This window comes from Veillonellaceae bacterium, assembly GCA_012523975.1.
In the GTDB taxonomy this organism is placed as follows: domain Bacteria; phylum Bacillota; class Negativicutes; order JAAYSF01; family JAAYSF01; genus JAAYSF01.
In genome coordinates this window covers 1-25,247 of record JAAYSF010000015.1, presented here as the reverse complement: position 1 = coordinate 25,247, position 25,247 = coordinate 1, and the positions used below count along the sequence as shown (strand labels likewise).

General features: G+C 42.0%; 24 protein-coding genes and 1 other annotated feature. Of the genes, 10 read left to right on the top strand and 14 right to left on the bottom strand.

Going from position 1 to position 25,247, the window contains the following annotated elements; translation table 11 throughout:
* Nucleotides 1–59 precede the first annotated feature (59 nt).
* Nucleotides 60–1,712 (top strand): hypothetical protein, encoded by a 1,653-nt coding sequence (locus GX348_02060; GenBank protein NLP40972.1) that lies wholly within the window; start codon nucleotides 60–62, stop codon nucleotides 1,710–1,712.
* A 96-nt stretch (nucleotides 1,713–1,808) separates the two neighbouring features.
* On the opposite strand, the gene GX348_02055 is transcribed toward GX348_02060, so the two are convergent.
* The 4 genes from GX348_02055 to GX348_02040 all read right to left on the bottom strand — a co-directional run bounded on the left by GX348_02055 (nucleotide 1,809) and on the right by GX348_02040 (nucleotide 5,320).
* Nucleotides 1,809–2,570, bottom strand: a complete 762-nt coding sequence (locus tag GX348_02055; GenBank protein NLP40971.1) for a transposase — start codon at nucleotides 2,568–2,570, stop codon at nucleotides 1,809–1,811.
* 219 nt (nucleotides 2,571–2,789) lie between these two features.
* Nucleotides 2,790–3,107, bottom strand: coding sequence for a hypothetical protein (locus GX348_02050; protein NLP40970.1), 318 nt, complete (start codon nucleotides 3,105–3,107; stop codon nucleotides 2,790–2,792).
* Nucleotides 3,108–3,414: 307 nt separating this feature from the next.
* Nucleotides 3,415–4,281, bottom strand: coding sequence for a Dam family site-specific DNA-(adenine-N6)-methyltransferase (locus GX348_02045; protein ID NLP40969.1), 867 nt, complete (start codon nucleotides 4,279–4,281; stop codon nucleotides 3,415–3,417).
* 10 nt (nucleotides 4,282–4,291) lie between these two features.
* Nucleotides 4,292–5,320 (bottom strand): DNA adenine methylase, encoded by a 1,029-nt coding sequence (locus GX348_02040; protein ID NLP40968.1) that lies wholly within the window; start codon nucleotides 5,318–5,320, stop codon nucleotides 4,292–4,294.
* Nucleotides 5,321–5,429: 109 nt separating this feature from the next.
* On the opposite strand from GX348_02040, the gene GX348_02035 reads away from it, so the two are divergent.
* Entirely contained in the window at nucleotides 5,430–6,242 is an 813-nt protein-coding gene (locus GX348_02035; protein ID NLP40967.1) for an alpha-1,2-fucosyltransferase, read from the top strand.
* Nucleotides 6,243–6,549: 307 nt separating this feature from the next.
* On the opposite strand, the gene GX348_02030 is transcribed toward GX348_02035, so the two are convergent.
* Genes GX348_02030 through GX348_02005 form a run of 6 tightly spaced genes read right to left on the bottom strand, consistent with a single transcriptional unit; the run spans nucleotide 6,550 to nucleotide 13,091 of the window.
* Entirely contained in the window at nucleotides 6,550–8,184 is a 1,635-nt protein-coding gene (locus GX348_02030; protein ID NLP40966.1) for an acyl--CoA ligase, read from the bottom strand.
* A 26-nt stretch (nucleotides 8,185–8,210) separates the two neighbouring features.
* Nucleotides 8,211–8,786, bottom strand: coding sequence for an indolepyruvate oxidoreductase subunit beta (locus GX348_02025; GenBank protein ID NLP40965.1), 576 nt, complete (start codon nucleotides 8,784–8,786; stop codon nucleotides 8,211–8,213).
* Nucleotide 8,787: 1 nt separating this feature from the next.
* Complete coding sequence (gene iorA, locus GX348_02020; GenBank protein ID NLP40964.1) at nucleotides 8,788–10,566, bottom strand: indolepyruvate ferredoxin oxidoreductase subunit alpha; 1,779 nt, start codon at nucleotides 10,564–10,566, stop codon at nucleotides 8,788–8,790.
* A gap of 23 nt (nucleotides 10,567–10,589) precedes the next feature.
* Complete coding sequence (locus GX348_02015; protein ID NLP40963.1) at nucleotides 10,590–11,276, bottom strand: hypothetical protein; 687 nt, start codon at nucleotides 11,274–11,276, stop codon at nucleotides 10,590–10,592.
* Nucleotides 11,277–11,332: 56 nt separating this feature from the next.
* Nucleotides 11,333–11,779 (bottom strand): amino acid-binding protein, encoded by a 447-nt coding sequence (locus tag GX348_02010; GenBank protein NLP40962.1) that lies wholly within the window; start codon nucleotides 11,777–11,779, stop codon nucleotides 11,333–11,335.
* A 16-nt stretch (nucleotides 11,780–11,795) separates the two neighbouring features.
* Nucleotides 11,796–13,091 carry a phenylacetate--CoA ligase gene (locus GX348_02005; GenBank protein NLP40961.1) on the bottom strand — a complete coding sequence of 432 codons (1,296 nt, stop codon included), beginning with the start codon at nucleotides 13,089–13,091 and terminating at the stop codon, nucleotides 11,796–11,798.
* Between the two features lie 65 nt (nucleotides 13,092–13,156).
* Nucleotides 13,157–13,418: a binding site (T-box leader), on the bottom strand.
* A 521-nt stretch (nucleotides 13,419–13,939) separates the two neighbouring features.
* On the opposite strand from GX348_02005, the gene GX348_02000 reads away from it, so the two are divergent.
* Both GX348_02000 and GX348_01995 read left to right on the top strand, forming a co-directional pair.
* The gene (locus GX348_02000) at nucleotides 13,940–14,878 is read left to right on the top strand and encodes a hypothetical protein (GenBank protein NLP40960.1); all 939 of its coding nucleotides are present in this window, start codon (nucleotides 13,940–13,942) and stop codon (nucleotides 14,876–14,878) included.
* A 123-nt stretch (nucleotides 14,879–15,001) separates the two neighbouring features.
* Nucleotides 15,002–16,120 carry a glycosyltransferase family 9 protein gene (locus GX348_01995; protein ID NLP40959.1) on the top strand — a complete coding sequence of 373 codons (1,119 nt, stop codon included), beginning with the start codon at nucleotides 15,002–15,004 and terminating at the stop codon, nucleotides 16,118–16,120.
* Between the two features lie 167 nt (nucleotides 16,121–16,287).
* Here GX348_01995 and GX348_01990 read toward each other — a convergent pair whose 3' ends face one another.
* Together GX348_01990 and GX348_01985 are read right to left on the bottom strand one after the other, a co-directional pair.
* On the bottom strand, nucleotides 16,288–17,190 hold the full coding sequence (locus GX348_01990; protein NLP40958.1) for a DMT family transporter: 903 nt from the start codon (nucleotides 17,188–17,190) through the stop codon (nucleotides 16,288–16,290).
* Between the two features lie 130 nt (nucleotides 17,191–17,320).
* A complete protein-coding gene (locus tag GX348_01985) occupies nucleotides 17,321–17,761 on the bottom strand; it encodes a hypothetical protein (protein ID NLP40957.1) in 441 nt (146 codons plus the stop codon).
* A 257-nt stretch (nucleotides 17,762–18,018) separates the two neighbouring features.
* On the opposite strand from GX348_01985, the gene GX348_01980 reads away from it, so the two are divergent.
* A complete protein-coding gene (locus GX348_01980; GenBank protein ID NLP40956.1) occupies nucleotides 18,019–18,381 on the top strand; it encodes a hypothetical protein in 363 nt (120 codons plus the stop codon).
* Nucleotides 18,382–18,404: 23 nt separating this feature from the next.
* Here the strand turns inward: GX348_01980 and GX348_01975 are convergent, their stop codons facing one another.
* The gene (locus GX348_01975; protein NLP40955.1) at nucleotides 18,405–18,689 is read right to left on the bottom strand and encodes a hypothetical protein; all 285 of its coding nucleotides are present in this window, start codon (nucleotides 18,687–18,689) and stop codon (nucleotides 18,405–18,407) included.
* A gap of 377 nt (nucleotides 18,690–19,066) precedes the next feature.
* On the opposite strand from GX348_01975, the gene purB reads away from it, so the two are divergent.
* The gene (purB, locus tag GX348_01970) at nucleotides 19,067–20,428 is read left to right on the top strand and encodes an adenylosuccinate lyase (protein NLP40954.1); all 1,362 of its coding nucleotides are present in this window, start codon (nucleotides 19,067–19,069) and stop codon (nucleotides 20,426–20,428) included.
* A gap of 72 nt (nucleotides 20,429–20,500) precedes the next feature.
* Here purB and GX348_01965 read toward each other — a convergent pair whose 3' ends face one another.
* Nucleotides 20,501–21,715 carry a DegT/DnrJ/EryC1/StrS aminotransferase family protein gene (locus GX348_01965; GenBank protein ID NLP40953.1) on the bottom strand — a complete coding sequence of 405 codons (1,215 nt, stop codon included), beginning with the start codon at nucleotides 21,713–21,715 and terminating at the stop codon, nucleotides 20,501–20,503.
* A gap of 474 nt (nucleotides 21,716–22,189) precedes the next feature.
* Here GX348_01965 and GX348_01960 point away from each other — a divergent pair, with 474 nt between their 5' ends.
* From GX348_01960 to GX348_01945, 4 genes are all read left to right on the top strand, one after another.
* Nucleotides 22,190–22,744, top strand: a complete 555-nt coding sequence (locus tag GX348_01960) for an acyloxyacyl hydrolase (protein NLP40952.1) — start codon at nucleotides 22,190–22,192, stop codon at nucleotides 22,742–22,744.
* 185 nt (nucleotides 22,745–22,929) lie between these two features.
* Nucleotides 22,930–24,054: a radical SAM protein gene (locus tag GX348_01955; protein ID NLP40951.1), complete on the top strand. Its 1,125-nt coding sequence runs from the start codon at nucleotides 22,930–22,932 to the stop codon at nucleotides 24,052–24,054.
* 149 nt (nucleotides 24,055–24,203) lie between these two features.
* Nucleotides 24,204–24,431 (top strand): CDGSH iron-sulfur domain-containing protein, encoded by a 228-nt coding sequence (locus GX348_01950; protein ID NLP40950.1) that lies wholly within the window; start codon nucleotides 24,204–24,206, stop codon nucleotides 24,429–24,431.
* Nucleotides 24,432–24,717: 286 nt separating this feature from the next.
* Complete coding sequence (locus GX348_01945) at nucleotides 24,718–25,107, top strand: YjbQ family protein (protein ID NLP40949.1); 390 nt, start codon at nucleotides 24,718–24,720, stop codon at nucleotides 25,105–25,107.
* The last annotated feature ends 140 nt before the right edge of the window (nucleotides 25,108–25,247 follow it).

Below are 25,247 nucleotides of genomic sequence, written 5' to 3'. Positions count from 1 at the left end.
AAGAGGGACATTCTGCAGGAGGCAGTCTACCCACTGCGGAAAGGCAGGAGGCGTGAACCGTGAATGAAGAAAAGCAGCTATCAATAACGGAACCCCATTTCACATGGAACAGGAAAAAAATCGGCTTAATCATATTGGCTGTAGTTTTTTTAGTCGGAATAATCCTCTTTCAATTCGCCGCAGATAAAGTACGTCAAGAAGCTGAACAGTCGCTGCTAACGGGTGCCAGCGAGGCCGTCAATGGCCAGGTCATTGTCGGCGGCATCGATTTGTCTATATTAGGATATGTGGTGGCGAAAGACGTGCAGGTGCTTGATACGGGCGGCAAAACGCTTGCCAGGATAGAGCGGGTACAGATTAATTATAGCTGGAGCAACTTGCTGAAAGGAGAACTTGGGCCCCAGTTGATAAAAGGTGTAACCGTAGACAAACCAGAACTTTGGTTGGCCTATCGTCAGAACAAGCTGAACTGGGATGGGCTTCTTAAGACAAAAACTGACGAACAATCTGACTTTTCTGGGCTGGTAAAAGTTCAGAACGGTACACTTCATCTGGAATCAGACTTTTTCGAAAAGACTGTCGAGCAGCTGTCCGGCACACTTGATTTTCGTCAGGCAAATCAGCTCGGACTATCGGCGACCGGCAAATTAAATAATGCGACACTTAGTTTGGACGGACAATGGGGAACCCAAGGTCCTTCAGAAATTACGCTGTCCGCAACAGGAATGGATTTAGTCGCCTTGGGACTTACGGTTACGGATGATCCAATTCAGTTAACCGACGGCAATCTCGATGAAATAACCGTTAAAATCGGCAAAGATACTACATCAGGCACTATACTGCTTAAGACGCTAGCAGGACGCTTTTCCGGTGTAAATACTGCCGGGGCTTTGGCTTTGACACAGGGTAGCGCCCAATTCGAAAAGCAGGGCGATACTATTCAGATTAAAAATGGTCAAGCTATGTATAAAGGCCAGACTATTACCGCGGCAGGCCATGTACTGACAGCAGCAGACGGTGAAAAAACACTGGATTTTACTGTTGAAATGCCCTCCGGCAATCCGGCAGCCCTGTTGCCCGGTCTTCCGGCCGGCGGAGTCTTGGCAGCGCAAGGTAAGGTTACCGGTTCTGTATTGTCACCGGTGCTTGCCGGCAGCTTCAACCTTAGCAGTCTTCAATTCGACAATATGATCATCAGCGGTATTAACGGGACTTTCTCATATGCTCAGCAAACGCTTAAACTGCTAACGGCTGATGGTGCCACAATCGGAGGTACTATTGCAGCCAACGGCGATATTTACCCGGATTCAGAGCAGTTCGCCTTATCTATCTCCGGCAGTGGCTTAGATAGCTCCCAGTTAACAACAAAAGATGTTAAAGGCCCGTTATCATTAACAGGAACAGCAGCCGGTTCAGCTACAGCGCCTATTATCCAAGGTAGCTTCACTATATATGACGGCAAGGCCTACGGTATAGCTTTCAAAACGCTAACCGGCAGTTTCATAAAGCGGGGATCGGCAGAAGCTGAAGTCAGCGAACTTGTCGTTAAGACTGATTTCGGAGTTTTTTATCCTGAACAGCTTAGCCAAAGCGTGATGGAAAAGCTTCAGGAACGCAATCTACCGACATCACGAGCAGAGGTAAAAGAGCAGGTAAAGGAACAGGTTACCGAGAAAGTTAAAGAAAAAATGCGAGAAAAACTTTTCCGATAAAGCTATAAAAGAGGTCGTCCAAAGCTGCATGACATGCTTTAGGCGGCCTCTTTAAGCTTAACAATACTTTTGAAACACGGGGACAGGGACCCTGTTTCATGATCTCCATACCTTTGTTGTCGATAAGCCCGTTAATCGAGCTATTTGGCGAATTGTAACACCTTCAACCTCTTTCATTCCTCGCAAAATCTCACTTTGATTTTCTTTCAACTCGTTGCATATCCTCGATACATCGATGTTAAATCGATGTCTAACGATTCGTCGTAAGTCGTCATCGCTAAGTTTCGTTTTAGTTTCTGGAATTTCAAGACAAGAATCTGCGTTCAATTCTCTTGAAAACTGTGCAAATCGTTCAACTGATTCGTCTGGTCTATCTGAAAACATGCGTAAAGCGTATTCTTTGTCAACAATTATACTGTGTTTCGTATATTCACTATAACTACTCCATTGATATTCGGCAATATCTCTTACGATTTCTGCCTTCACTGGATTTTGGTGGATATATCGCAAAACTGTTAAGAAATAACTATCGTTTTCTACGGGCTCACTTTTAAATCTCTCCTGGAATAAATGACCGCATCGTTCATGTTTGGCATTGTACCAAGAAACATAACTCGAACAGACTCGTTGAAGCATCAAACTAATAGGCTCTTTGAGTTCTTGCAGCATAAGATGCACATGGTTATCCATCAAACAATAAGCGAATATCCGGCACTCACTAATTTCCTTATATCTTGTAAGGATTCTAATGAATTTTAACCGGTCCTCATCATCTTCAAAGATGCTTTGCCTATTGATTCCGCGTAATATGATGTGATATACCCCACTGTTGCTTTTTTTCCTCGGTTTTCTTGCCACAGTCCTCACCTCTAAAAATAATATATCATCTCTCTTTTGGTAAAACAATGTCCCTGTCCCCGTGTTTCACATTATCAATATAGCTGCATAAAAAAGATGCCAACCTTTACTCAAAGATTGACATCCTAAATTCTTTTTTTCCACTGTCTATTTGACATGGAGCACCTCAGAGTTCTATAAGATCCAAGGCTTATTCTTTAGTTTAGTACAATCAACTAATTATCGGCAGCAAGGATCATAGTAGAAATCTTCTTCGCAGGAACAGTCATCTATCGGATGAGCTGTGCCCCCAGCACTGGTTATGGCACTGACAAAATTATTGAAGCCTGAAGTTCCGCTTAAGAAAGGTATTCTTACGAGCAAGCTTATGCCATGTGGTGAACAAATTTCCGCCAGATTAAGCAGACTAATAACCGCCCCAGCTGGAATGTGTACGCGTAATACCGTTCCAGGTGCATTATGAGTAACCTTCTGGACAACCCTGCGGCAAGTCTTAGTAGGATACGGACGGCGGCGGTAATCGTAATCTCTATACACTAACATCACTCCTTTTTATTATCTAATCTATACTATGTAAGCTTAAAAGGAATGGTTACTTAATAAATTTACTTATATCGCTAAGTTTTACGGTTCTCTTCATCTCAAAAAAGCTTCGTTAATGATTCAGCGTAATTAATCGCCTCGTTTCGTGAAACATCGTCCCTGTCCCCATGTTTCATATAACTAGAGGGGTTTATCGCGCCATCAGACAATTAGGTGTTCTAAAAGAATTTAATGTTCCGCTTTCATACAAGAAAAACAAGCCAGGCCTTCAATCGATTTAAAGGCCTGGCTTACTAGCGCTCTAAAAATTAGTAATAAGCACTTCGATTGTCTTTTGATCTTTGGCTTTAAACTGATAATTACAATTGGAGTAATCAATATCGATAAAATTCACTTTATAACGGCTTGACCAAGATGTTAAGAGCTCGTTTCGTACACCTTTATGTTCCAAAACATTAGATAATGCAAACTTAAGCCCCTGCAAATGCAAACCATCTAACAACGCAAGCAGTTCACGTTCTTCCTGCTTGGTCCAGTTCTTAAACCCTCTTTTTCCGTCATTGTACGAGCCAGTGGTTATTAAGTACGGCGGATCGCAATATACCAGATCCGCGCTGAATAATCGAGTAAAGTTAAATTTATTAAAATCTTGACATTCAAAGTCTATGTTCTTTGATTTTAGCGCCCTAATAAAGTTGATTAGATTTTTTTCAATGTTCTTGTTAAACGAGCTGCGTTCTTTACCGAACGGGGTGTTAAACTCATGTTTCTTATTGTATCTGATTTGATGGTTAAACGCATAGCAGGTTAATACGAAAAGATCTATTGGGTCGCGTGAATCATTATAGTCAGCTCTTAGTTTATTATAACCTCCTGCATTGACAAGCGATAATTGATATTTATTTATCCGCTCTTTAATGGCCGCTAATGTATCTTCCTCACTTTGCTTGCTAAAAATTGTAAACATTTCAACGAGATACTTATTGTGATCGTTAAAAATAATCCTATTAGCGGCAACGTTTAATCCTACATTAAGCCCTCCTGCAAATAGGTCCACGAATGTATTAATTTTCTGCGGAAAAAAACTAAGAAGTTGGGGTAAAGTTCGGTATTTCCCACCAATATAATTTAACGGACTCTTAATATAGTTGTTTGCTTTATTCTTCAAATTCTTCTCCTCATTTTCGTATGTAGAATAACATTTCTTTAATCTGTCCGTTAAAGGAGGTTTTCCGGCTTTTAAACCTGCGATAGTCTATCGTATAAACTTTATAAGTTGCAGGATTTCCGACCGTCTTCAGGATTCTTTCTATATCATCGACTGGCATTAAGCCCTCAGTATTATAACTTAAGATAATATGTTTAAAGTCCGCATTACTTACTAAATCATAAAAAACATCGCATACTATTTTTTTATTGCAATAGTTCGATTTCCCGCTAGCGCACGGCCTTAGCCCGGTAACTCCCTTAACTTGCGGATAATCGTACCTGGCTGCCGTTTCCAATAAGTGATAATTAGGCAAATACTGCCTTTCATTATAAGGAGGGTCGATATATAATATATCACCTTTAAGTTGTCTTACAAGATCGTTGCCGTCTAAGTTGAAGGCTCGGTTGTTCCTGCCGTTCGAAACTACTTCCAGCTCATACAACTCAAACTTTTTATAGGCCCGTTTATCCCAGGATTTCAGAAAAGCTCCATATGTTCCTGCAATGTTGGATACAAATGGAATACCCTCTACAAGACAGGCAATTAAATAAAAATATTCATTATCATTAATTAATTGCTGACTCCGCCACTTTTCGATGAAAATTCTGGCCCAATCGATCCGCATGGCATTTTCTTCGGTTAAATACATTCTATTGCCAGCCGGTGAATATGTATTGAAGAAAAAGCATTGGTCCTGCTCTATATCTGCCGGACTTTCAGCCAACGAGTTTAAATACAAAATAGGACTTATATCGCCAATCACATTTTTCAAACCTTTAAATAACGGTTTAGTATCATTTTCGACTGTTGCCCGCTGAAGTACATAAGAAAAATATAATAAGTCATTGGAGGAGACCTCGAACCAACTTTTAAAGTATCTTGATACTGCCCCGGTACCTGCAAAAATATCGCAAAATGTTTGAGCGCAAGCGACATTTTCATGAATTACATTTTTTATATTATCAAGCAATAAAGTTTTACAGCCAATAAATCTCATCCAAAGCAACTCCTGTTAATTTGATAACTATTATAACATCTTTCAATGTTTTATACTTTATGAGTTTTCATATAACAAGAATAGGACTTGCGGGAAGAAGGTGAAGTTTATGGTTATAGTGCAGTTAATTGGCGGCCTAGGAAACCAGATGTTTCAGTATGCGTGCGGGAGGGCTTTGGCACTGCGATTAAATAAGCGTTTATATCTCGATGTGAGTTTATATAAGTTCAATCACCTCCGTCAGTTCTCCTTAAATAAGTTTAATATCGAAGCAACTCTTATCAGTTCGCCGGGAGAGTTGCTCGGATTAATTCAATCCAACGGAATATATGCCCTTCAAGAGCCTCATTTTCATTTTTACCCCGCTATTTATGAAATTACAGACAGTGTACTGTTATGGAAAAGCTACTGGCAGAGTGAGCAGTATTTTACCGATATAGCCTCTGTAATAAGGGCCGATTTCACACCCACTACCATTTCTGCTCGCAGCCTGCAAATAGCTGAACGAATGAACAGCTGCCAATCGGTCTCCGTCCACGTTCGGCACGGAGACTATACCCATTCTACTATTCATCGTATGCTTCCGCTCAGCTACTACAATAAGGCCATGAATTACCTTGAGCAGCGCTTCGCAAACTTACGCTGGTTTGTTTTTTCTGATGATTTACCATGGTGCAAACAGGCCTTCGTAGGCAAGTCCAACCTTGAATTTAATGAGAAAGTAGACCCTCAATGCGATTATGAAGAAATTTGGCTGATGTCCCAGGCTCGGCATGTAATCACGGCCAACAGTACTTTTAGCTGGTGGGGCGCATGGCTCAACAATCATCCGCGGAAGATCGTTATTACACCGAATGAGTGGTTTGAAAATACAGATCTCTGCACTAAAGATCTGATTCCGCAAACCTGGATCAGGCTGTGAAATCTTAACAAGGAGCCGTCTCCGGGCTTCCCTCAGTTCTAGTTTACGAATATATTGAGATTCCCTTACATATACTAGCCTAAACTTCTGAAGGGGGGAGGGAACAGGTATGGGTGATAAAAAACCTGGCCGCGGGCCAAAGAAAAGCGCGAAAAAAGCGCAAATGGAACTCTCTAAGGAATTAGCTCCCAAAACTAAGAAATAATGTGTTTGTTAAGATGGCTATAAGCTAGTCGTCTGTAATGCATAGCAGTTCTCAACACAACAAAAATAAGGTCTCAATCCTCCAAAGGATGAGACCTTATTTTTAATTCTGAGTTTGAGCTGCTATTAAGTTGGCTGCACAATATTTTTCCCGCAACTTCGGTTTTTCAATTTTTCCAGTGGGGTTGCGCGGAACGTCGCCGAATATTATCTTGCGCGGTCGCTTATAGCGCGGCAAGGCAGCACAGAATTTAATTATATCCTCCTCAGTACACTTGCGATCCGGTTTTAACTCTATTACAGCCGCGGCAATTTCACCAAGTCGCTTATCCGGCAGGCCAATAACTGCAACATCTTTTATAGCATCATTTCTATGGAGAAAATCTTCAATCTGAACCGGGTAAAGATTCTCGCCGCCGGAAATAATGACATCCTTTTTACGGTCAACCAAGTAAATAAACCCGTCTTTATCCATGCGAGCCATATCGCCGGTATACAACCAGCCACCTTTCAATACAGCGGCAGTAGCCTGCGGGTCATTGTAGTAACATTTCATTACCCCCGGCCCTTTTATAATAAGTTCGCCTACATTACCTTGCTGAACAGGTTTGCCCGATTCATCGACAATTGCAGCTTCCCATTTAAATCCGGGCTTTCCAATTGCCCCGACTTTATGGATATTTTCCATGCCAAGATGAACACACCCTGGCCCGATAGACTCACTCAAACCATAGTTAGTATCATACAGATGATTTGGGAAATACTTTTTCCAACGCTTAATCAAACTTGGCGGCACCGGCTGAGCTCCAATATGCATCAACCGCCACTGATCTAGCTTATAATCATTGAGATTTACCTCGCCGCTTTCTATGGCATTAAGAATATCCTGCGCCCAGGGGACAAGCAGCCAGACTATTGTAACCCTTTCTTCCGAGACGGCCTTAAGAATCCATGCTGGTTTTACACCGCGAAGCAAAACGGCTTTGCTTCCCGCTAAAAAGCTGCCGAACCAATGCATTTTTGCGCCGGTATGATACAGTGGCGGAATGCACAGAAAATTATCCTCCAGCGTTTGTTGGTGATGGTTTCGCTCGGTATAGCATGAGGACAGCAGACTAGAGTGACTATGAAGTATCGCTTTAGGAAAACCTGTAGTACCTGATGAAAAATAAATCGCCGCATCGTCTTCAGCAGTAAGCCTGACCTGCGGAGCAGCAGACGAATATGAAGTCTCAATCTGTTGATAGTTTTTAGCAAACGCAGGGCAATTCTCCCCTACATAAACCTGCATTTTTATTTTGTCAATTTTACCACTGATCATTTCTACCCGATCGACAAATTCCGGCCCAAAGACCAGCGTCACGGCTTCCGACAGTTCCAAGCAGTATTTTATCTCATCAGCATCATAGCGAAAGTTTAAAGGTACTGCCACAGCACCACTTTTAAGAATCCCAAAATAAATCGGCAGCCATTCAATACAGTTCATCAGGAGGATGGCAACTTTGTCGCCTTTATTTACACCATTGCTTAGCAGCAGATTGGCGAATCTGTTGGCTTTTTCGTCAAATTCACGCCAAGTCATTTCACGCCGATAGCCTGCTATAGGATTTGGTTCAATCAGTTCGTATTCACGCCATGAAATCTCGTGTTTTTCCTGCAGCTCAGGATTAATTTCAATCAGGCTGACATTTTCGCCATACAGCATAGCATTGCGGGATAGTATTTCAGTTATGACCATTATGTTAAATTCTCCTTTTAATCGGATTACTTTACATTCATTCCTGCTCTTAAGGCAAGGAGATTAACATTAACGGCGCTCGCCTTAACGCTGGTTTTAATAATTTCTTCCCAATCAATATAGGTAATCTCCATGGCTCGTACCAACGCTCCGAGCAAAACTACATTCATGGCTTTGGCATTTCCCAGTTCTTCGGCTATTTCAGCCGCCTTGATAACCGTTGTATCGGCCTTGGATTTTATCAGCTCCAGCAAACCTCCCGGATATTCCTGTTTACCCATTAGAATCGGTGCGGAAGGAATCTGGTAATCATTTACGACTGCTTTGCCGTTAGGCCGTAGGTAGTCGAGCCACCTTAGCGCCTCCATAGTTTCAAAGGAAACAAGTATATCAGCCTGTCCCTTGCCGATAATCGGCGAATATACCTTTTTCCCATACCTTACCTGAGTGCTGACGCTGCCGCCGCGCTGCGCCATACCATGCACCTCTGACATCTTTACGTCATAGCCGGCATCTACTAATCCATTGGATAATATTTTACTAACTAGAATGGTGCCTTGTCCGCCTACACCAACTAGCAGGATATTTTTCACATCCGCCATATTATTCACCAACCTTCTTTATGCCATCGACCGGACATACTTGCCGACATACCTCGCAGCCGACACACTGCACCGGATCAATAGCTGCTTTTTCACTGTTTTGATCGAATCTGAGAGCCGGGCAGCCGGTATTGATGCACATTTTACAGCCAATGCACTGTTCATGGTCTATTTCACAGGTTGCCATATAATCGCCGAATTCCCTTTTATCCTGCGGTGACTGCTTCTTTAGTACGCACGGCCAACGCGTAATAATAACGGACGGTTCATTCAAAGCAAATGCCCAGTCGAGGGCTTGCCTTACCTCGGTTAGTTTTAGAGGGTTGACGGTCCGTACATGGTCAATCCCCAATGCCCTCACGACATCTTCAATCGGCAGCGCCTTGGTCAGCATTCCCTGCAGTGTAAAGCCGGTACCAGGATGATCCTGGTGACCAGTCATACCGGTAATCCGGTTATCGAGAATAACGGTGATCGTATTGCTGTGATTATAGGCAATGTTCATAATACTGTTGATGCCGGTATGGAAGAAGGTTGAGTCGCCGATGGTCGCAACAACGCGCATGTTCTCATTAAATTTGTTGAAGACTTTTTGCGCGCCATGTCCGATGCTCGGAGCTGCTCCCATACAGATACAGAGGTCCTTGGCATTGAGGGGGTCGGCCCCACCCAGTGCGTAACAGCCGATATCGCCAGCTATCATGACATTTTTCTTTTTACTGAGCTCATAGAAAAACCCTCGGTGCGGACATCCGGCGCAAAGCACCGGCGGTCTATTGGCTATTAAGGATTTATCGTACTCGATAAGCGGATTTTCTTCCCCTGTCAATCCTTTGGCAACAATATCAGGGTTAAGTTCATACATGTTGGGTATTTTGTCTTTACCGATACAGGTTATTCCCATTTGCTTTATCTGCTCTTCCAAGTAGGGTTCCAATTCTTCAATGACATAGAGAGTTTCCACCTTGGAGGCGAATTCTTTAATTTTTTGGGCCGGCAACGGGTAGGTAAACCCAAGTTTAAGATAAGACGCTTTTTCACCAAAAACTTCTTTGGCATATTGATAAGCAACGCCCGATGAAATAATCCCGATTTTAGTATCATTCCATTCGAAGTAGTTCAAATCGGTCTCATCAGCGAATGCCGCCAGCTTACGCAATCTTTCTTCTAATTCAGCCCGCAGCCTTTTGGATACAGCAGGAATAAGGTCATATTGGGAAAGGTTTTTTATATAAGGTTTCTTATTGTCTGCTTTTCGTTCACCAATTTCGACCAAGCCTTTACTGTGACAGACTCTGGTGGTCATTCTAAAAAGTATCGGCGTATTGAATCTTTCGCTTATTTCCATAGCTGCCTTAATCATGTCTTTCGATTCCTGGCTGTCACTTGGCTCAAGCATGGCTATTTTGGCAAATTTGGCGTAGTGTCTGTTATCCTGTTCATTCTGTGAAGAGTGAAGACTTGGATCATCAGCGGTTATCAGCACCATGCCGCCATTTGTTCCTGAATAGGCAAAACTGAACAGCGGGTCGGCTGCTACGTTTACGCCAACCATTTTCATGGCCGCTAGCGATCTGGCACCCACGATGGAGGCACCTATAGCATTTTCCAAAGCCACCTTTTCGTTGGGGGCCCACTCGGCGATTATATCTTTTTTGAATCCGGCAATATTCTCTAGTATTTCGGTACTTGGCGTCCCAGGGTAAGCTGCGGCGTACGTCACGCCAGCCTCGTATGCTCCCTGGGCAACTGCTTCATTACCGGTCAATAGTTTTTTCATTATAAACCTCCCAAAAGATAATTTTACTTGATAGCGGCTTGCTGAACCTTGGACTTTTTGCTTTTCCCGTAGGCAAGAATAGCCCCTAGCACTACGGACAAGTACGCTGCCATCAAAACCCGGTATTCGGGCGGCAATAAAAAAGTGAGCGTATGGGCCGGTATCCAGAAATACGGAATAGTCTTTAAAATGACGAAGGAAACCAGGCCATGCCAATCAATTCTGCTAATTACGTCAGACAGTTTGACACTTCTGAGCGGCACATTCTCACCGCAAATAATATCGATATAAGTGTCAGTTATCCGATGAAGAGTCATGAATGCAGGACCAAAAGCCAGATTCATGATAGCGCCTATCCAAAAAGCGGTCCATATTTTAGCTGAGAATGTATCCCCGGACCATAACAGTCCTTTTGACAATGCTCCGGCAACTCCACTGGAAAACACTTCAAACATCAAAACAATCAATATACCGATTAGACCCCATATTATGCTGCGGTAGACTACCCCCGCAGGTCGCTTCCATTCCCCCATAGCAATGCGAATAGCTAGCAGCTCGCCCATAGTTGCTAAAACAGCAAATTTTCCAAAGCCCATAATATACGGATGCTCTTTAGTAGCACTTACAAATATTTGGTGGCTTGACGGCACTATCATAATTGACGAAACAGCGCATAATATAGCCAACCATAAAAAATCTCCGCGCTTCATTTTTCCTCCTAATGCTCAATAATCACTGACCATTATTAACTGTATAATCCGGACTTTTACCAATAGAAATCAACATTGTCTTTTGTCCGGAGGCAATCTTTAATTTCTGTATCATTACTCAGAATGGCTACTGCCCGCTCAACATCATCGACTTTCATTACTACCTTTGCTACATGGTTACTTGTAGTGGTAAAGGCATAAACATACTCAATATTTATATCGGCTTCACTTAGCTTGTTAACATAAATTAAAAGGTTGCCTGGTTTGTCACCAATAGTTATTGCGAGCACCGGTGTTCTTTTTACAATGAAGCCGGCCTCGCGCAATATTTCTCCTAGCTCGGCGGGGTTAGGCACTATAAACCGCAGAATGCCGAAATCGGAAGTATCCGCCATCGATAACGCTTTAATATTAATGTTATTAGTTTGGGCGACTTGTAATACTTCCCGAAAAGCACCAGGGCGATTTTCAACAAACGTTGAGATTTGCTCAATAATGTTCATTCTTATTACCCCCTTTTTATATTTTCCGCTTATCGATAACCCGTTTAGCCTTTCCTTCACTGCGTTCAATGGTTTTTTTCGAAACCAGCTTTACTTTACTGGAGATACCTAAAAGCTCACTCATCTTTTTTTGCAGCTTGTGTTCAAGGATTTCAAGACCCCGGATTTCATCAGTAAACACTTCTTCCGTAATTTCCACCAGAATAGTCAATTTGTCGAGATTATCAATACGCTCGACAATCAGTTGATAATGCGGCGCCATTCCCATATCGAGCAAAACACTTTCGACCTGGGATGGAAATACATTAACACCCCCGATTATCAGCATATCATCGCTACGTCCCATAACTTTGCTCATTCTGACCAGTGTTCTGCCACAGGAGCAAACCTCTCGATTAAGCACTGTTAAATCTCGAGTGCGATAACGAATAAGGGGCAAACCTTCCTTAGTCAGGGTGGTTATAACCAACTCACCACTTTCTCCGTCAGGCAGTACCTCGCCGGTTACTGGGTTAATAATTTCCGGATAGAAATGGTCTTCATTTATATGCAAACCATCTTGGGCAGTACATTCGCAGGCAACACCCGGGCCAATGATTTCGCTTAATCCGTATATATCATAAGCCTTTATATTAAGCTGACGCTGAATCTCCTGCCGCATTTGCTCCGACCACGGTTCAGCCCCAAAAATTCCAACCTGCAGTGGAAGTTCCCGGCAATCAACGCCTACCTCCCGCATCACTTCAGCGATATGAAGGGCATATGAAGGCGTACAAGCCAGAACACTGGTGCCGAAATCTTTCATCAAGGTAATCTGCCGTGCCGTGTTGCCGACAGAGGTAGGAATAAGCGATCCCCCAATTAACTCGGCGCCATAATGGACACCCAACGCACCGGTAAACAGCCCATAACCATAAGCATTTTGAATAAACGATTTATTGGTAACACCTACTGCTGTTAACGCTCTGGCCATAACTTCAGCCCACATATTTAGGTCGCGCTTTGTATAACCAACAACAGTCGGCTTACCGGTTGTACCACTAGAAGCATGGATTCGGACAATCTCGCTCATTGGCAAGGCAAACAAGCCATATGGATAGTTATCCCGCAAATCCTGCTTTGTTGTGAACGGCAATTTGTGAATATCACCTATACCCTGAATATCTTCCGGCAACAGCCCGGCAGCCTGAAATTTTTCACGATATGAAGGCACCTGCGAATATACTCTTTGGACTAAATCGCACAGCGCACTAGACTGGATTGCTGTCATTTCTGCTCGGCTGAGCTTTTCGATATAGTTGTTCCAATACATAACGATGACCCCCTCTTCTTTAAAATGGCAAATTGTCTTTTTAAAAACAAAAAAACTCCAGTCCTTGAAAGGACGAGAGTTATCTCGCGGTACCACCTTTGTTATTCGTTAGATAACGAATCAACTTTTCAGGTACAGGCACTTAGCCGATACCCTCCATCTATAACGTGATGGTTTACGGCGTCACCTACTATTTCAGCCTTTACCGAAAATTCAGCTTCGCAACTCCAAGGAGAACTTCAGCATCTTTCTTGTACCGGCTTCTCAACACCGCCGGTTCTCTGTAGCAAGGTCAAAATGCCTACTTTTCCTCTTCAATGTCATTAGATATTATTGAAGCCCATTATAACATACTCTGTAAATATTTCAATATCCATTTTACGATTTATTAAATTTAATTAAATTTTTTATTTTTTGTACATCGCAATAATACAATAATCCTTTGATATTAGATAGGGCCCTCACCTCGATAATAGCCTTAAGGTACCTATAATAAGCAAGGACCTGCGATAAATGCAAAGAAACTGAAGCGCGAAGGAGGAATATTGATGTAATTGGAAGAATCTGTATATCCTGTAAATAATTAGTAAGCCCTAAGATCCCTAATTAACACTTTAACGGAATGGGGTATATTTACTGTGGCCTTTAAAAAAACAATTCTTTTTATATCCATAAACGGGCATCAAAAACGGTATTTCCACGCTCTGCAGGCTGCTTTAAGTTCTCGATATGAAGTAAACCATGTACACTATGCCCTTTCTCATGCAATCAGCACATTTTTGCCAATAACCCCTATACCGAAAAAATTAAATATACTGCCTGAAGATATTAATAATATCTTAAATTATATGAAACTAAAAAATAAGTACCGAGGGATGACATCAATACAACGGCTGTTTCAACGTGAAAATGCGTTGTATCGTCAAGCCATCGCCGCAATACATTACTTTTACAACTACATTACCAGTAAGCATATCGATCTCGTCTGCGTATGGAATGGCAGCCTCATACCGCTGGCTGCGGCAACTATAATAGCAAAAAAACTTGGTAAAAAAACTCTCTATTTTGAAAATGGCTATCTTCCCGGAACAACAGTAGTAGATCCTAAAGGTGTAAACAATCATAATAGTCTCGTAGGATTGAGCAAATCCTTTTATGAAACCGTTGAGATAGATGAGGCGAAACTCGAGAAGATACGCAAAGAACGGCCAGTTGCACGAACAATCAAACGCAAATGGTATGATCGATTAAAACTAAGCAACCAATCACCTGAACATGACGCCGTCAGCCTTCCGGAGCATTACATCCTTATCCCCCTGCAAGTCCATGACGATACACAGATTTTGCTTCATTCACCAAATATCAAATCTATGGATCAACTCGTAGATTGCGTAACTACCGCTGTTGAACAATACAACATATGTAGTGATATACCTATATCGATTGTCGTAAAAGCACATCCGTCAGATTCAGGGCGAATTGACTATAGCAAAATAGAGCAAACCTGCCGAAAAAAAAAGGCGCTGTTCTTACGCTACTATCCTACACAGACTCTCATTAAACAGGCAGCCGGCATTATAACCATCAATTCTACGGTAGGTATCGAAGCCCTAATCCAGCACAAACCGGTTATTACCCTCGGCAACGCTTTCTATAATGTACCAGGCATTGTGCACCATGTTGATGATCCGAAAATGTTACCCGACATGATCCCTGTTATCGCAAATCAACAAGTAAACCATCGGTTAATTGATCAGTTTTTATATTATCTGGGTATTCATATTTAGCGGAAGGACTATGGTCACAGCCTACCAGCCAACATTTTGCTAGTGTTTGTTCAAAAATAGACCATATATTAACCATAGGTTAATATGCTTAGAGCAAGCACATAATTAAGGGGGTGCTGACGATTGTCTGCCTGTAAATATAGCAACATACTGGTCTATGCTTTGGATAGGGCGTTAGGGGATACCATATTATCCACAAGCGCGATTGAAATTTTAAAAAGAAAATTCCCAAAAGCAAAAATTACGCTGATGGTGCGCAAGCCATATAGCGACCTATTTAAAACCAGTCCTATCTTGGATGAAGTTTTGGCTCTAGATTATGATCACTTCCGATCCTCTCTAAGCTATATAATAAAAACAGCTCGCTTTTTGCGAAATAGACAGTTTGATCTATCATTATCGCTAGATCACCGAGACCGGGCCGCAATACTGATGTTTCTGGCCGGTATTCCAACGCGGGTCGGTGCTAAACAAATGTATAACGGAAAGGGCATACTATCAAGCTTTTTATTTACCCGCTCAATAACAGTCCCTTACTCGCATGATACTCATGTTACAGAATTTTACCAGGGTTTAGCTCGTAACGCTTTTAATATGCAGGCTGACGCATTGCCCTTTATCGGAAAAAGCTTGCCTGATCAGTTGGAAAAAGCCCTGCGTCTGTTTGAGGGCATACCGCCAAATCAGTTTTTAGTCGGACTTTGTCTATGCGGGAGAAGCAGTTTGAAGAGTTGGCCCAATTCTTTTACTGCCGAGCTGCTAACAAAGCTATATAAGCGCTACCATCTATTCTTTTATGTAGTAGGACGCCAGGAGGACTTGCTGTTTGCCGATGAGCTTATTAATCAAGTTGATTTTCCAATAATTAATTTATGCGGAAAAACAGACCTCTCTGAGTTATTAGCGATTATCCGCATTTCAGATTTGCTTATTACTGTGGATACTGCGACCATGCACATCGCTGCATCGGCAGATGTCCCTATTGTAGCTTTATTTGGTCCATATTCACCCTTAAAGTGGCACCCCGTCAGCGACAAAGCTGCAGTGCTTTGGGCTTCGCTGCCTTGCAGTCCCTGTGATGCCAGCGGAGCTGATTGCAAAGGAGAAGGCTGGTGTATGAAAGCATTAACGGTTACAGATGTGTTCAATAAAACAGCCCAGCAATTAGCCACTATCAAGAAACTCGACCCAAGACGCAATTCTTATTCTGAGTATTTCTCTAGTCAACCCATAACCGGTTAGAACTGGCTGGAAGTGAAGGGAATCATGGGCACACAGGGCAGGACACCAAAATACCTATGCTAATATGAACAGCAGCGTTCGAGATGGCATTTCGCAAAACGCCGTCGGCTCTTCTACAACAGTTCCAGCAATAATTAAAAGGTGAAACCTTTGGTTTCACCTTTTAATTATTGCTGGAACCCGCCCGGTTGGGCGGTATTTTGTTTTCCAATAGCCAGAATACTTTGCAATTGCGACAGCAGCATTCCGCCAAACATGAAAGTACAGCCTAATAGCTCGGCGGCGCTAAGTTGTTCGTCCAGAATTAAATAGCCGCCGATAGCCGCAAATACAGTTTCCATGCTGAGAATGATTGCCGCATGGGACGGCGAAGCATTTTTCTGCCCTATCACCTGCAGCGTGTAGGCAACGCCAACAGATAATAGGCCGCCATATAGGAGCGGAACCGCAGCTTGAGAAATACCTGTAAAGGTTATAGTCTCAAGCGAAAAAGCCACAGCAAGGCTCAGTACAGAACATACTGCGAATTGGCAGCAAGAAAGTTTAAGCACATTAACCCTGTTAGCATATCGATCAATGATTAGAATATGGGCCGCCCAAAATAAAGCACCGATTAACTCCAACATATCGCCATAGGCAATCGTAAGTTCTTCTTTGATACAAAGCAGAAAAAGACCGACTAAGGCCAAAAGGCAGCCGAACCAGGTATAAGGCGAAACCTTCTGGCGCAAGAATAGGCCTGCCAACGGAACAAGTACAATATATAGACAGGTAATAAACGCGGCTTTACCGGCCGTCGTATACATTAGTCCTATCTGCTGCAGCGTTGCGGCGATAAATAAGACGGAACCAGCTATTATTCCGATACGGACAGTCAAATAATTATCTGGTTCATCCTGTTGCCCACGTCCATTAAAATAGTAAATCAGTGGCAGCAGCGAAAGGCTGCCCAGGGCAAACCGGACGCCGTTGAATGTATAGGGTCCCACATAATCCATGCCAACTCGCTGAGCTACGAACGCAAATCCCCAGATAATGGCTGCAAGTAATAGTAAAATGTTATGTCTCATAATGTATTTATTCTAGTTCATATCGATGTTGAAGGCAACCATATCCAAAAAAAATCGCGGGACACGTGCCCGCATTGTTTTTTTGAATTATTTTAATCAATCCTATATGTTATTCAGACCGTTAATCTTACTATCTCCTTATAGTTGCTTTCCACAGCCCATGAAGATTGCAATAAGCATACATGTCTAGCTCATTCGCCTCGCCTACACAGAAAGCAGCTTCTGGCGGCTGCCCGTCTACTAGATTTACTCGTTGCACGCTATTGCCGGAAACAACAGCAATCCATTGAATATAATGTTGGGCCGTCATCGGATGAACCACGCTGCCAACCTTAACAACCAATCCCCCGTCATCACCAAACTCGGCCACCGGGACATGCTTTTCGGATGAAGCATCTACAGTATTTGGTATTAAAAGCTCCATCAGTTTCTCACAACAAGTGACTTGAGCATTGGCCTTTGAGCACGTCAGCGCATAAGAGCTGCCATTGCAAACTAGCTGCGGCTTTCCCTTTTCGATAACTTCTAATGTATGGCCACACTCAGAACACCTGTAAACGTCTAAACTCATAATAAATTTCCCTCCTAAAAATTATTACTTGATTTGAAAACTGCTCAATCTTGCGAAACTGCAATTCGTTGAGCTTGAATGGATAATTATTATCTGTTAGTAATAATTTCATTATATCTGGAACAAGCTGGGTGTGTCAATAGAATTTCCCAAAATATTATTGCGCGCCCTGGGGTAAATCATCCGCTTCGTCACACTTAACTAAACAAGTTAATATATTACAATAAAAGCATCAATTCGAAGAGGAGTTGACTGTTATGTCCAGCAGTTTTCTAAAGTTTCTTCAAGGTTTGAAAATTCTTCCAGGAATACAGGTTCGCGTTGTATTAAATAATGGCGCCACCGCAAACAACGGTACTGGCGGAATTTCCTACGTACTAACCGGATCGCTAGTTGCAGAGACCGACGACCGCCTTCAGGTAAATCCCTTTCCTTTCTCACCAACCAATATCGAGCTCGACTGCTCACCTGACTTTATCCTGCTCGACCTAGGGGCATCTGGGGTTACAATAATCGCTCCCGGTACTAACGGCCCTAACCCCACATTCATAACCCTAACTGGAATCATTGCCATAAATTTAAACAGTATACAGCTCATTGCTCCTGTTACCCCAATATAGAAGCATGGGTTCTCGTAGTGCAGTTATTTATTTTGCTCGATCATCCGGATAACATCCACAAGATAGTTGCTGAGGAGCGGAACATTTAATAAAATTATTCTCCGCAGCATTTCAATTATAATGGCAAACACGATCGTTGTACCGAGTGCAAAACCCAGTCCGCGGAAGATACCAGCTACGAAATTAGTTATTATCAGCTTGCGTGGTTTTTCCAACAGCTCTATATAGCTGGCGATCTGCAGAGCTTCTAGTCGGTCAGCCAGTTTTTCCAGGCGTTTAGCGGCTCTTTCTTCAAGACCAGTACACATCCTCTCACCCTCCAGCGTAAACGAATTCCAGCATTAATCCCCAATATGCCGAAATACACTTTTATATGATTTTTATTCCCGAATGAAGCCATTATTGCTTGGCTATCTATCACTTACAAAATTATCCTAAGAATAACAGTTGACGTTCAATATAAAAGCAGCCTCACCCCTACGCAACTAAGGTGAAGCTGCTTTTCGCCTTCCATGATATCGTTTTAATTAAAGGTACTATTTAAATTATTACAAAATGGTATTCGAATACGTTTTTTGTAAAAAATTCTTTACAATGTGGCATTTTAAGGCTGTAATGTTATATACTAGGCATATACTTTTGGGGACTTACCCTGGATAAAGCTAATTTGAAAGAATAGTGAGGGATAAAATTGAGCATTAAATCACTTTCACCGCTGGATGGGCGGTATGGCGCTATTACTCAGCCTTTAGGCGACTATTTCTCGGAATGGGCTTTGATAAAATATCGAATTCATGTAGAAGTCGAATGGCTCATCGCCATGGCAAGCAATCCTGCCTTTGCTGAAATCCGCCAATTTACACCAGAAGAAATTACCTTTTTACGTAACATTGTTAAAAATTTTGATGACAATGCCGCTCTACGGATTAAAGAAATTGAACGCACCACCAATCATGATGTAAAAGCGGTCGAATATTTTCTTCGTGAAACCCTAGGTACTATGTCGCTAGCTGACATCCTGGAATTCATCCATTTTGCCTGCACATCAGAAGATATTAACAATCTTTCCTATGCACTGATGCTGAAGCACGGCATCGAAGATGTGTGGCTTCCTGCGGCCGAAAACCTTGTTCAAACCGTTACCACTATGGCAGAAGAAGAAAAAGCTATATCCATGCTGGCCCGCACGCACGGACAATCAGCCTCGCCCACAACAGTAGGCAAAGAGCTGGCTGTGTTTGTTTACCGCTGGAACCGCCAACTAAAACAAATTCGTTCTCAGGAATATCTAGGCAAATTCAACGGTGCAGTAGGCAACTTCAACGCTCACAGCATTGCCTATCCGGAAGTAGATTGGGAAGCGGCTTCCCGTTCTTTTGTCGAAGGCCTGGGATTGACCTATAACCCATTGACTACCCAGATTGAATCACATGATTATGTGGCTGAATCATTCCATGCTCTCACGCGGTTTAATAATATTCTTCTGGATTTTGACCGCGATATGTGGCTCTACATCTCGCTTGGCTACTTCAAGCAAAAAGCGATTGCCGGTGAAGTAGGTTCTTCTACCATGCCGCATAAAGTTAACCCCATCGACTTCGAAAACTCAGAGGCAAACCTTGGTCTAAGCAACGCAGTGCTTGACCATTTGGCCAACAAACTGCCTATTTCCCGCCTGCAGCGCGACTTAAGCGACTCTTCGGCATTACGCAACATTGGCACAGGTATTGGTCATTCCTATATTGCAATTACTTATACCCTAAAAGGCCTTAGAAAAACAGCCGTCAATAATGAGGCCCTTGCTGCCGATTTGAATCATGCTTGGGAAGTACTAGCTGAAGCGGTGCAGACAGTAATGCGCAAACACGGACATGCCAATTCCTACGATAAACTTAAAGCCATTACCCGCGGCAAAGGCATCAGCGAAGAAGACATTAAGGCTTTTATCGAAAGTGTAGCATTGCCGGAAGCAGACAAAAAACGCCTACTGGCCCTGACCCCGTCACAGTATATTGGTATTGCCGCCTCCTTGGTAAAACATATCTAAAAGAAAACTAATTAGGATAACAGTGCCAAAAAGCCTCACCCCGGATCTTAGGATTGAGGTTTTTTGCCTGTATCAAGACTTATAGCTTAGCCATGAGATTCTGCGGAGAAATTGGCTAGCTTTATCGCCGATATGTTCAAAGGTGAACGGCATAGAAGCTATTTTAGACCTGATATTCTCGAACCTGCCGACCGGTTGATAGTCAATTCCTTTAATAAAACATTCCAAAAAGCCTACAAGTTCCTCAGCATAAGCTCTAGTGACCTGACTATGCAAGGGAAGACAAACAACTTCAACGCCACCAGAAAGCGCGCTTGATTCTAAATCATTATCCCAATCATAATATTCTTCGCCATATTGGAATAGAGGATAATTCAACCCTTGGCCAAACTCAAGTCCGGCAGCGGCCGCAGCTTCAAGGCACGCTTGTCTGTTTGTCACTTTTACCGGATAATTTGATAATATTGCTCCTTCTGAATATTCGTAGACAGTCAAACCACGCTTTCTTAGCAATTCACCGTAGTACAAAGCCAACTGTTTCCTATGAGCAATAACTGTATCAAACTGCTTTGCATAGTACTTTGAGAGCCGGTGTTGAATGGTGCATACTCCTTTAAAGAACTCTCGCTGTGAGGGCTCATGGCTTAAGAATTCTGAACCAAACAGCGGGCTGACCCTTGCTAAATAGCTTACCGCAAGCCTGAAACTGCGATATTTGTTTAGTAAATATCGCAACGAATAACGAATTATTATTCCTAAAGCTTCTGGCTTGGTCGGCTTAGGAGCAACTGATTCCATTGCTGCCATAATACCTAGATATTTAGGATTTGTCACATGCGCAATACCCTGCGATCCAAAGGAGAAAAACGCTCCGTCACCATAGGTCCCTAAGGCCCTGCCGTTACTGTCTAGTTGTGGAGCATACTCGCAATATTCAAAAACTAATAAGCCTTTTTCTTTGGCCCAATTGACTATTTTTTCAGTTTCCGGATTGGGGCTGCCGTAAGTATGGTGGATAAGCAGAGCAGCCAATTTTCCCTTTTCTTTTTTTGCGCTAATATTTTCGTAGGCTTGGACATAATGTTTTAAAAGTGAATTATAACTCGACGGATCAAACTCAACAAACTCAGGAATAGCCGCGGTATAGCTCACCGTTTGCGGAACGAATGAACTTGTATAGGCAGGCAGCAGCACTTTATCATGCCTCCCTATCCCAAAAGCCTGCAGCAAACAATAAAAGGCAACTTTTTCATTGAAAAATGCAAAAGAGGTATTTGACACTTCCATCCCTGTTACACCCCGATCCTGGGATTATTTTAATAGTTGAAGAAAACGTCCACCTCTATCTTAATTGGTATTTTATTCCATAACAACAAGCGAATTCTGACTTAAGGTTGTCCTAATTTACATCTTATAACAGTAATCGTGAGTATCTTCCAATTACGGCATTCCTACATTGCGGTGTTCAAATCTATTAACCTAGTGAAGCTGCTGTCTCAGCTAGCGTCCGCATCATGGCAAAATGTCGAATTTCTACAATGCTTGCAGACACCCGTCAACGTGCTTCCCAGCTGTAAGACCTATAAGTTATAACATACTATAGTGCTTTTAAGTAACAATCTATTCCAAATTACCAGAATGAAGGAAGTAACAATTCCAATATAGAATAATAATCATGGCTGATTTGAAAAGAACATAAGTTATTTGTATAACTTAACTATCTAGCCAGCAATGAATTTCATGCCAAGGAGTGTCTTTATTATGCGTAGATTAGTTTGTTTGATAATTGTAATTAACTTTTTTCTGGTTTTCATGCCGGAAAAGTCATACGCGGCTGATTCTAATGTCGAGCTGGATTGGGACTACCTGACTTCATACAATGATGCTGCCAACCTTGATACGGTATCACTACATATACTTGAAAAGATTTCGGAGAAAAAAAATAAGTCTATCTATCGCGGTATCACTATTACTCGTCCGCATGGAGACATAACCGTAAATAACCAAACCAGAAATAGCTCCGCAGTCGGTATCGGTCCTACCTATATGATTCGCTATGAAAAGCCTCAGTCCGAGAAACTATCAATGGCGTTAGATGTTAGCGGCGGATTAATTATATACGATAAGGTATTTCCAGCTGGCGGAAGATACTATAATTTCATGTGGCGGATCGGGCCGCAATTCATTTATAAAATCAACGATAACTCATCAGTAAATCTCGGGTATATGGTAGTACACGTTTCTAATGGTTTTAAAACTCACAATCCAGGGTATGATTCCCGCGGAATCTCCTTGGGTTTTACGACTAAGTTTTAAAGAATTTATTACGCGAACTGGCGTCGTTTTTCAAGCGGCGTCAGTTTTCTTAATTGGGGTCGCGGTTAAACGCCGACATTCCCGTCAACTTTGTTGTAAACTGATGCGTAACCCATTATAATTGAAATGGCATTCACAATTGGCGAATAATGCGAAGTATAGATTAATAGATAGGCGGATAAGTTATGAAAATTTCAAAGAATGATGCGTTGATATGGTTTGATTTCTTTTCACAATTGCCTGAGGAAGCGGAAATTAGTATAAAACATGAAGAAATCATTTATGCTACCTTTGCGCAAATTGAGGCAGCGGTTGATCATCGAAATGATACGTTAATGTCAGAAATTAAAGGTTTGAAGACTTTAAATAATAGAACTTTTTTTGTAGGAAATGAAAGCAAATTCCCCAAAGGATGTCGTTCTTGCCTATTAGGCACTGGTTTGAGTGCAATTAGAAAAACGAACAAATGTAATTTAGAGTGTAAATTCTGTTATAATTACGGCGAACTAGAAGCTATTCATCCAGTTGGAGAAGGCATGTGGGAAATTGGCGGCACAAAGTTTTACGAGAAGGATATAGACTTGCTGCTTTCCATTTACCAAAAACCTACCGGCATTTCCTACGTTTATTTAGAACCTTTTATGGAAATTGAAAAATATTATTCGGTTATAAAAAAGTTTAGTAATGCTCAAATTCATCAACATTTATACACAAATGGCACTTTAGCAACAGAAGAGACCTTGAAAGCATTAGGTGATGCCGGTCTTAATGAGATACGTTTCAATCTAGGTGCTTCGAATTGTTCGGACAAAGTAATTGAAAATATTGGCTTAGCGAAAAAACACATTAAACATGTAGGTATTGAGACTCCAATGACGCCTGAGTTTTTTGAAGCATTTTTCAAGAAAAAACAAGCAATTTTCGAAACAAAACTGGATTTTATCAATTGTGCGGAATTACATTTAAATGAGAAAAACATCAGCAATTATTATGGGGAAAATATGTACATTTCCAGACATGGCTATATATCGCCAATTTGGAGCAGGGAATTAACTTTGAAATTCATGAAAATAGCTGATGAAGAAAACTGGGATTTAGCAGTTCATGATTGCTCAAACTATACAAAGTTTGCAAGAGGGTTAAATTTAAGCAGCAAAGCGGGCATGTGGTTTGGAGCCAGTAATTATGCCTGTGAGTTTTCGATGATTCCATACGATATTTTTATACCAATACTAAATGATGATAATTTCAAATTTTTAAATGAAGAAGAATTGCCTGACGACTACAAACCAGAGCTTATCGATTTCTAGACAGATAAACAGTCAAACTCCTGTCAGACTTAATAATTTGACAGGAGTTTGACTGTTAAAGAACGTGTAAAGTTTACAAGTAAGTTTTAATCAGGCTGAATACTATAAGTTTCGTCGCACATACTAGCTTTATTAAAGGAGGTATGTCCATGGGAATGTACGATAGGAAAAGTCCTTATATGTTACCAGAAGAACCGAAAACACAAGCTGTTTGCACTTGCGGAAAAACAGGAAATGCACCTTACTGCGACGGCTCTCATCAAGGAACAGGTAAGGAGCCAGAAATTATACAGATGGAGAAAGGTAAGACCGTTGCTATCTGTGGCTGCGGCAAATCAGGTAACAAGCCGTATTGCGATGGCAGTTGCAGTAAATAAGTTATCGACTTCGCTCGGGTAGAAGAAGTGTAAACTTTATTTAATGAGCGTCAACCCCTTGCAACGCGGGGTTGACGCTCATTTTTGATAAGTATCTTGACGGCAGAGGCGTTCCTTTTTTATCAACTTAATTGTGGACGAAAAGGTAAGAGATGAAAAATGATGGATTCATAATCGTTTTAAAGGAATATATCGATAAATTAATGAATTAGAGAAAATATCGCAGGCAAGAGTGTGGCTTGCTTGTAAAATCTATCCATAAAGCTAATATTGTGAGGTGGAATAAATGGAGAAAATCCTACTAAACACTCCCGTTGAGGGGTTTTTAGAAATTACAGAGCAGGTTCAAAAGATAGTTGAAGAAGGCAAAATACAGCATGGTATTTGCCAGATCTTTGTCCCTCATACCACGGCAGCAGTAACAATAAATGAAAATGCCGATCCTGATGTAGTGACCGATATGTTGGCAGCATTGAACCGGATGATTCCAGACCTGCCCTACCATCATGGCGAAGGAAATTCGCCGGCGCATGTAAAAAGCTCCCTTATCGGCTGCTCAGTAACCGTTCCTGTTGCAGAGCGACGGTTATGTCTGGGGACGTGGCAGGGGATTTATTTTTGTGAGTTTGATGGCCCCCGGAAAAGGAAAGTTTGGGTTCAGTTGGTAGGGAATTAGAGTAGAAGGCTTTGAAACATGGGGACAGGGACATTGTTTCAGTTAAGCTTAGTGGCGGCAGAGGACGTCAGTCTGACGTCCTTAGTGTCCACGGTAAATGAAGTCAGGGTACTTGCTGGCAAGCGTTATTATCTGGCTTC

Bases quoted from the DNA above. Each gene is read 5' to 3' on its own strand.
- GX348_02040 (NLP40968.1), bottom strand. From the start codon at position 5,320: ATGAGATTTATTGGCTGTAAAACTTTATTGCTTGATAATATAAAAAAT.
- GX348_02035 (NLP40967.1), top strand. From the start codon at position 5,430: ATGGTTATAGTGCAGTTAATTGGCGGCCTAGGAAACCAGATGTTTCAG.
- GX348_02030 (NLP40966.1), bottom strand. From the start codon at position 8,184: ATGGTCATAACTGAAATACTATCCCGCAATGCTATGCTGTATGGCGAA.
- GX348_02025 (NLP40965.1), bottom strand. From the start codon at position 8,786: ATGGCGGATGTGAAAAATATCCTGCTAGTTGGTGTAGGCGGACAAGGC.
- iorA (NLP40964.1), bottom strand. From the start codon at position 10,566: ATGAAAAAACTATTGACCGGTAATGAAGCAGTTGCCCAGGGAGCATAC.
- GX348_02015 (NLP40963.1), bottom strand. From the start codon at position 11,276: ATGAAGCGCGGAGATTTTTTATGGTTGGCTATATTATGCGCTGTTTCG.
- GX348_02010 (NLP40962.1), bottom strand. From the start codon at position 11,779: ATGAACATTATTGAGCAAATCTCAACGTTTGTTGAAAATCGCCCTGGT.
- GX348_02005 (NLP40961.1), bottom strand. From the start codon at position 13,091: ATGTATTGGAACAACTATATCGAAAAGCTCAGCCGAGCAGAAATGACA.
- GX348_02000 (NLP40960.1), top strand. From the start codon at position 13,940: ATGAAACTAAAAAATAAGTACCGAGGGATGACATCAATACAACGGCTG.
- GX348_01990 (NLP40958.1), bottom strand. From the start codon at position 17,190: ATGAGACATAACATTTTACTATTACTTGCAGCCATTATCTGGGGATTT.
- GX348_01985 (NLP40957.1), bottom strand. From the start codon at position 17,761: ATGAGTTTAGACGTTTACAGGTGTTCTGAGTGTGGCCATACATTAGAA.
- GX348_01980 (NLP40956.1), top strand. From the start codon at position 18,019: ATGTCCAGCAGTTTTCTAAAGTTTCTTCAAGGTTTGAAAATTCTTCCA.
- GX348_01975 (NLP40955.1), bottom strand. From the start codon at position 18,689: ATGTGTACTGGTCTTGAAGAAAGAGCCGCTAAACGCCTGGAAAAACTG.
- GX348_01965 (NLP40953.1), bottom strand. From the start codon at position 21,715: ATGGAAGTGTCAAATACCTCTTTTGCATTTTTCAATGAAAAAGTTGCC.
- GX348_01960 (NLP40952.1), top strand. From the start codon at position 22,190: ATGCGTAGATTAGTTTGTTTGATAATTGTAATTAACTTTTTTCTGGTT.
- GX348_01955 (NLP40951.1), top strand. From the start codon at position 22,930: ATGAAAATTTCAAAGAATGATGCGTTGATATGGTTTGATTTCTTTTCA.
- GX348_01950 (NLP40950.1), top strand. From the start codon at position 24,204: ATGGGAATGTACGATAGGAAAAGTCCTTATATGTTACCAGAAGAACCG.
- GX348_01945 (NLP40949.1), top strand. From the start codon at position 24,718: ATGGAGAAAATCCTACTAAACACTCCCGTTGAGGGGTTTTTAGAAATT.